The following is a 5,882-nucleotide window of genomic DNA, read 5'->3' as shown; positions in this document are numbered from 1 at the left end:
CTGATGGACACGCCAGCCTTTCCGGCGCGCTGGAAAGTCAGCGCGCCCGAACTCATTGCCGAGACCTTTTCAAGCCGGATCTGGAAGGTTTTGCGCGAAGACGGATCGCCGGCGATCGTCAAGGCGCTCAAGCCTTTCGACGATGTCGCCGACGAGTTGCGCGGAGAACATTATCTCGCCTGGCGGCGCGGCGAAGGCGCGGTGCGTCTGCTCGGCCGCGACGGCCACAGCATGCTGCTCGAATATGTGGGTGAAACCCTGCTGCAGCAGGTGCTCGACGAACAGGGCGACTTTGCCGCGACCGCAATCGCGGCGGAGGTGATGGCAAAACTGTTTTCGCAGGGGAAAGACCCGTTCCCGCCCGAACTTCAGCCGCTCCGGGAACGCTTCGCCAGCCTGTTCAAGAAGGCCACAACGGACCGCGATTCGGGCCGTAACAGCCTCTATGTCGAGGCCGCCGTTATTGCCGAGCGGCTGCTGGCCGATCCGCACGATGTCAGGCCCCTGCATGGCGACCTGCATCACGAGAACATCCTGCACGGGCCGCGCGGCTGGCTGGCCATCGATCCGAAGGGCGTTCTCGGCGACCCCGGTTTCGACGCGGCGAACATGCTCTACAACCCGCTCGACCGCGACGAGCTCTGCCTCGATCCGGAGCGGATCGCGCATATGGCCGAGATCTTTGCCAACACTCTGGGCCAGACGCCGCCCGCCATCCTCGATCATGCCACCGCCTATGGCTGCCTGTCGGCATCCTGGCATCACGAGGACGACAATGCGGTCGAGGAGAACCGCGAATTGTCGATCGTCAAGGCGATCCGGGCGGTGCGGGCAAGCTTCTAATCCGACCCAGTAGATCGGCTCGGGATCAGCGCCTGAGCGCTATTCCCGTCGGCAAGGGATAGGCGCCCTTGGTGCCGCGCCAATGGGCTGCTGCAAAGCCCAGCACGATCAGCGCAAATCCCTGATGGGTCAGCGCCATATGCAACGGCACATGCATGAGCAGCGTGCCGATGCCGATCGAGGCCTGCATCAGCACCAGTAGAAACAGCAGCGTCGCGCGCCGCGCATGCGTCGAGCCTGGCAGCCGCCGGCGCGTGGCGATCATGTGCCACAAGGCCACGACGAATACCGTGTAAGCGCCAAGCCGATGGACGAACTGCACCGTCTTCGGGCTCTCGAAGAAGTTGCGCCATACCGGCTCGAGGATCAGCAGATCGCCGGGAATGATCTTGCCGTCCATCAGCGGCCAGGTGTTGTAGCTCAAACCCGCGTCGAGCCCGGCGACCAGGCCGCCGAGATAGATCTGGATCAGCGCCAGCAGCACGATGAAGCCGGCCAGCCTCTGCGTCGACCTATCGGCGGCAGGCTCGGAATGTGGCGCCAACCCGCGCGCGACCACCATGGTGGCGGTGAAGATCAGTGCGGCAAGCGTCAGGTGGGTCGCCAGCCGGTACTGGCTGACGGAGACCCGGTCGACCAGGCCAGAGGCCACCATCCACCAGCCGATGGCGCCTTGCAGGCCGCCAAGCAGCAGAATGCCCACGAGTTTCGGACTCAGGCCGCGCTCGATGCGGCGCGTCGCCCAGAAGAACAGCAGCGGCAAGGCGAAGACCAGGCCGACGCTGCGCGCCAGGATGCGATGCGCCCATTCCCACCAGAAGATCGACTTGAACGCCTCGATGCTCATGCCTTTGTTGAGCTCGGCATATTGCGGTATCTGCTGATAGAGCTGGAATTCCTCCTGCCATTCGGCATCGTTGAGCGGCGGGATCACGCCATGGATCGGCTTCCACTGCGTGATCGACAGGCCGGAATCGGTGAGCCTGGTGGCGCCGCCGACCAGCACCAGCGCAAACAGCACCAGAAGCACCACATAGAGCCAGGCGCGCAGCAGCGCCCGGTTATGCAGGTCGCGGTCGCGGGCGACGTATGGCGCGGCAGCTGATATGGCAGCCATGATCTTGTCCCGGCAGGTTGATTTGGCGGATTGGTGGACCATCGCACCCGTGCTGGCAAGGCCATACGGCGCGGCACGCCGTCGCGCCGCTTCTCACCGGTTGCACAGTCTCGCCTCAAGGCCTATGCGAGGCCAAATGCCCCTTGAGCCTGCCAGGCCACTTGTGCGAATTCCGGCATGCTCGATCAGGAGACCAACCATGCCCCTGCGCCTGAAAAAGCTGATCGGAATGTTTCTGCTGGTGGCGCTGGTCATCGTCTATGCGCTGGTCGCATCGATCTTCGCGGTCGCCCGGCTGTCGGAGTCGGGTCCGTGGGTGCATTTCCTGTTTTTCCTGCTCAGCGGCCTGCTCTGGGTGCTGCCGGCAATGGGCATCATCAAATGGCTGATGCTGGAGCCGAGGGCCAAGCGCTAGGCGAAACCGCCAGCGTCAGATGGTGACGACCATCTTGCCGGCATTGGCGAGCGGCGTCGTCACGCCCGACAGCATGGTGCGGATGTGGGCGAGGCTCTGATAGCGGCCGTTGACGGAAATGCGCGGCAAAGCATGCAGGAACCCGGCATGTTCGGCACGCAGCACGCCGTGGCGCGTCGTCACGCCGGATGTATAGCCGGCGTCGCGGGCAAAGCCGACTTCGCGACAGCCTACGGCACTCGCATAGCCATAGGGGTAAGCGAAATGGCGGGGCTCTTCGCCTAATTCGGCCAGCAACATGGCGCCCACGGCGCCGATCTCGTGCCGTGCATCGGCTTCGGAAAGCCGCTTCAGATTGCTGTGGTTGATCGTGTGGGCGCCGATCATCACCAGCGGATGCGCGGCGATGCGGCGGATTTCGTCCCAGTTCATCAATGTGCGCAGACGCGGACCGTCGGCGTCGACGCCGTTTGAGCGAGCCAGATCGCGCAGCACGGCCTGCAGGTCCTCCTCGCGGATTTCGGAGGTGAGATAGGCGTGCAAGCGTGCATTGGCCTGCAGCTTCTTCGCGGCGGTCGAGCAATCGATCGTCAGCGGACCATTCGGCCGCGTCAGCGTCAGGATATTGCGCGCGTTGACGATGTCCTCGACAACGTCCCACCACAGGTCGGCGGTGCCGTTGATCAGCCCGGGCGCGACATAGATGGTGATCGGCGCGCCGTGCTTCTCGAGCACCGGCAGCGCCTCGACCATGTTGTCGCGATAGGCATCGTCGGCGGTGATGGTGGCAAACTGACCGCCTTTGCCGCCCGCCTTGATGCGCTCCACCGCCTCGTCCATGGAGACGAATGCATAGCCATGCGCCTTCATGTCAGCGATCATGGCGTCAAGGAAGCCGGGCGCGATATTCAGGTGCCGGTTGACGCTGTCCGGCTTTTCCGGCGTCGCGGTAACACGGTGCAGCATCAGGATGGCGCCAATGCCGCCGATGAACGGCTTGGCCAGCGGTGCGAGGCCGGTATAGCGGGCGACGTTCAGCGCCAGTTTCCGGATTGCCTCCCCGCCGTCGATCATTCATTCACCTTTTGCGCCTAGGCTGATCCAAGCACGGAATGCGCCTATGCGAACCCCCAAATCGCGATCAATACGCCCTAAGGATTGAGGTATGGTTGACGCAACTGCGTCATTTGACGGCAATCGGCTTGCGGCGACCGAGGCATCGTCGCGCGCCTTGCCGCAGGACCATGCCGGCCTGTCGATTTCAGTGGCGTCCACGGATGGACTCGCGGCCTATGCCGAGTTCTGCCGCTCGGCTCTGTTTGGGCCGGCGCAGAGTGCTGCCTGGATCCTGAACTGGGCGGCCGAGACACGACCGGACCTGCTCGTCGCGACGCTGAGTGCCGAGGGCAAGCCGGTTTTTTCGCTGGCGCTGGAGGTTGCCTCCAAGGGGCCGTTCCGGATCGCCCGCTTCATGGGTGGGCGCCACGCCAACGGCAACTTCGTCGCCGCGGATCCGAACTGGCTGGCCAAGGCGGATATACCGGCCCTCCGATCGGTGCTGGCGGCCATCGCCAAGGCACGCCCTGACATCGATCTGGTCGCGCTCGAGCGGTTGCTGCCCGATCTCGACGGCGTCGCCAATCCGCTCGCATCGCTTGACCATTTTTCCAGCCCCAACCTGTCGCTGGCCGTCGATCTCGCCGGCGGCTTCGATGCGCTGCTTTCCCGCGCCAGCGGCAAACGCAAACGCAAGAAGCACCGGTCGCAAATCCGGAAATTCGAGGCCGTAGGCAGCCATCGGCGCATCGACGCCCGCACCCCCGACGAGGTGGACAGGCTGCTCGACGCCTTCTTCGAGATGAAGGAACTCCGCTTCCGCAAGATGGGCATCGCCAATGTTTTTGGCGACGCGCAGGTACGCGGCTTTTTCCGCGCGCTGTTCATGCAGGCGCTTGGAGAGGACAAGCCTTCCTTCGTGCTGCACGGGCTCGATGTTGCCGGCAAGCTGCGCGCCATCACCGGTTCAAGCCGCTCGGGCAAACGCCTGATCTGCGAATTCGGAGCGATCGCCGAGGACGATCTCGGGCACGCCAGCCCCGGCGACTTCCTGTTCTTCGACAACATCCAGGAAGCCTGCGAGACCGGTTTCGAGGTCTATGACTTTTCGGTCGGAGATGAGCCTTACAAGCGGCTGTGGTGCGATATCGAAACGCGACATTTCGAAGTGCTGGTCCCCTTGACCGTGAAGGGCCGCATGCTGGCGCTGACGCTTCGGCAAGGCGCGCGGCTGAAAGCCTTCGTCAAGAACAGCCCGACGATCTGGAAGCTGACCAAGGTGCTGCGCCGCAAAGCCGCCGGTCAGGCAGCACCCACGGAAGAAGATAGCTAACGCCATGAAGCCGATCATCCGCACACTGTCCCTGCAGGAACTGGCGCTTCTCGTCGACTGGGCGGCCGCGGAAGGCTGGAACCCAGGTCTTGAAGACCCGGCGATGCTCCAGGCGGCGGACCCCGAAGGCTTCATCGGCGCCTTTGTCGGCGACGACATGGTCGCGGCAATTTCGGCCGTGGCCTATGGAAGCGAATTCGGTTTCATCGGCCTCTACATCTCCCGGCCTGACATGCGCGGCATGGGCTACGGCAAGACGGTGTGGGACGCCGGCATGAAAAGGCTCGCAGGCCGGACCGTCGGCCTCGACGGCGTCGCCGAGCAGCAGGCCAACTATCGGCGCAAAGGCTTCGCGCCGGCCTACGAGACCATCCGCTTCACGGGGCGCAAGGCAGGCCCGGCGGTCAGGGACCATGGGTTGCGGATGATTACAACGCAGCTCCTGTCCGACATCGTCGCCTATGACTCCCATTGTTTTCCGGCGTCACGATGGGCCTTCCTGCAGCGATGGCTGCAGGAACCGCATTATGGGCTGGCGGCGATCGGTTCGCGCGGCGTGACCGGCTTTGGCGTGGCTCGCCGCTGTCGATCCGGCTTCAAGATCGGCCCGCTGTTTGCCGACGAAATGGAAATCGCTTTGCAACTCCTGGAGGGACTGGCCGGTGCCTGTGAGGGCGGTGAGCTGCACATCGACGTCCCCGCCGATAAGACCGGCTTCATAACTGCGCTCGATGCGGCCGGCTTTGCGCCGACCTTCACCACCACGCGCATGTACAAAGGCCCTGCCCCGGAACTGGACCTGCAAAGGGTGTTCGGCGTAACGACCTTGGAACTGGGATAGATCGGGCGAACCGCTGAACGGCTTCGCCAAGCGATCCACAGCTCTCTCAGGCGGCGGCAGTGCGCCGTCCCGGCACCGGATTGCCGGGCGGTTCGTGGCCGAGCGGCGTCACCAGCGTCAGGTCGGGATAGCCGTTCTCGATCAGCTTGACCGCAGCCTGCGTCACCTCATCGTCGGCTTCCAGCATGGAGAGAAAGACCTCGGTGGCGTCGCCGGTCAGACGGCCGATGCCTTGCGCGTCGGCCGGTCCGCACTCGACCACGACCAGGTCGTAGGC

Annotated in this window: 6 protein-coding genes and 1 pseudogene; 4 read left to right on the top strand and 3 right to left on the bottom strand. The window is 64.2% G+C overall.

Features of this window, described 5'->3' with window-relative positions:
- The coding region (locus tag EN943_RS34115; protein ID WP_348630114.1) for an aminoglycoside phosphotransferase family protein at positions 1-843 on the top strand (843 nt) is incomplete at its 5' end.
- Between the two features lie 25 nt (positions 844-868).
- Here EN943_RS34115 and EN943_RS34110 read toward each other — a convergent pair.
- Entirely contained in the window at positions 869-1,960 is a 1,092-nt protein-coding gene (locus EN943_RS34110; protein WP_127416272.1) for a COX15/CtaA family protein, read from the bottom strand.
- Between the two features lie 199 nt (positions 1,961-2,159).
- Between EN943_RS34110 and EN943_RS34105 the strand changes: the two genes are divergently transcribed.
- Positions 2,160-2,375, top strand: coding sequence for a DUF2842 domain-containing protein (locus tag EN943_RS34105; RefSeq protein ID WP_023810263.1), 216 nt, complete (start codon positions 2,160-2,162; stop codon positions 2,373-2,375).
- Between the two features lie 15 nt (positions 2,376-2,390).
- On the opposite strand, the gene EN943_RS34100 is transcribed toward EN943_RS34105, so the two are convergent.
- Positions 2,391-3,449 carry a polysaccharide deacetylase family protein gene (locus tag EN943_RS34100; protein ID WP_127416271.1) on the bottom strand — a complete coding sequence of 353 codons (1,059 nt, stop codon included), beginning with the start codon at positions 3,447-3,449 and terminating at the stop codon, positions 2,391-2,393.
- Between the two features lie 91 nt (positions 3,450-3,540).
- Here EN943_RS34100 and EN943_RS34095 point away from each other — a divergent pair, with 91 nt between their 5' ends.
- Both EN943_RS34095 and EN943_RS34090 read left to right on the top strand, forming a co-directional pair.
- Positions 3,541-4,764, top strand: a complete 1,224-nt coding sequence (locus EN943_RS34095; protein WP_127416270.1) for a GNAT family N-acetyltransferase — start codon at positions 3,541-3,543, stop codon at positions 4,762-4,764.
- A gap of 4 nt (positions 4,765-4,768) precedes the next feature.
- Positions 4,769-5,605, top strand: coding sequence for a GNAT family N-acetyltransferase (locus EN943_RS34090; RefSeq protein WP_127416269.1), 837 nt, complete (start codon positions 4,769-4,771; stop codon positions 5,603-5,605).
- A 46-nt stretch (positions 5,606-5,651) separates the two neighbouring features.
- Here the strand turns inward: EN943_RS34090 and EN943_RS34085 are convergent.
- Positions 5,652-5,882, bottom strand: a pseudogene (locus tag EN943_RS34085) (chain-length determining protein); the annotation flags it as partial.

This window comes from Mesorhizobium sp. M7A.F.Ca.US.006.01.1.1, from assembly GCF_003997935.1.
Taxonomy (GTDB): domain Bacteria; phylum Pseudomonadota; class Alphaproteobacteria; order Rhizobiales; family Rhizobiaceae; genus Mesorhizobium.
This window is presented reverse-complemented; position numbering and strand designations above follow the sequence as displayed.

Excerpts from the sequence above, each read along its gene's own strand:
- EN943_RS34095 (WP_127416270.1), top strand. The coding sequence starts at position 3,541 with ATGGTTGACGCAACTGCGTCATTTGACGGCAATCGGCTTGCGGCGACC.
- EN943_RS34090 (WP_127416269.1), top strand. The coding sequence starts at position 4,769 with ATGAAGCCGATCATCCGCACACTGTCCCTGCAGGAACTGGCGCTTCTC.
- EN943_RS34110 (WP_127416272.1), bottom strand. The coding sequence starts at position 1,960 with ATGGCTGCCATATCAGCTGCCGCGCCATACGTCGCCCGCGACCGCGAC.
- EN943_RS34105 (WP_023810263.1), top strand. The coding sequence starts at position 2,160 with ATGCCCCTGCGCCTGAAAAAGCTGATCGGAATGTTTCTGCTGGTGGCG.
- EN943_RS34100 (WP_127416271.1), bottom strand. The coding sequence starts at position 3,449 with ATGATCGACGGCGGGGAGGCAATCCGGAAACTGGCGCTGAACGTCGCC.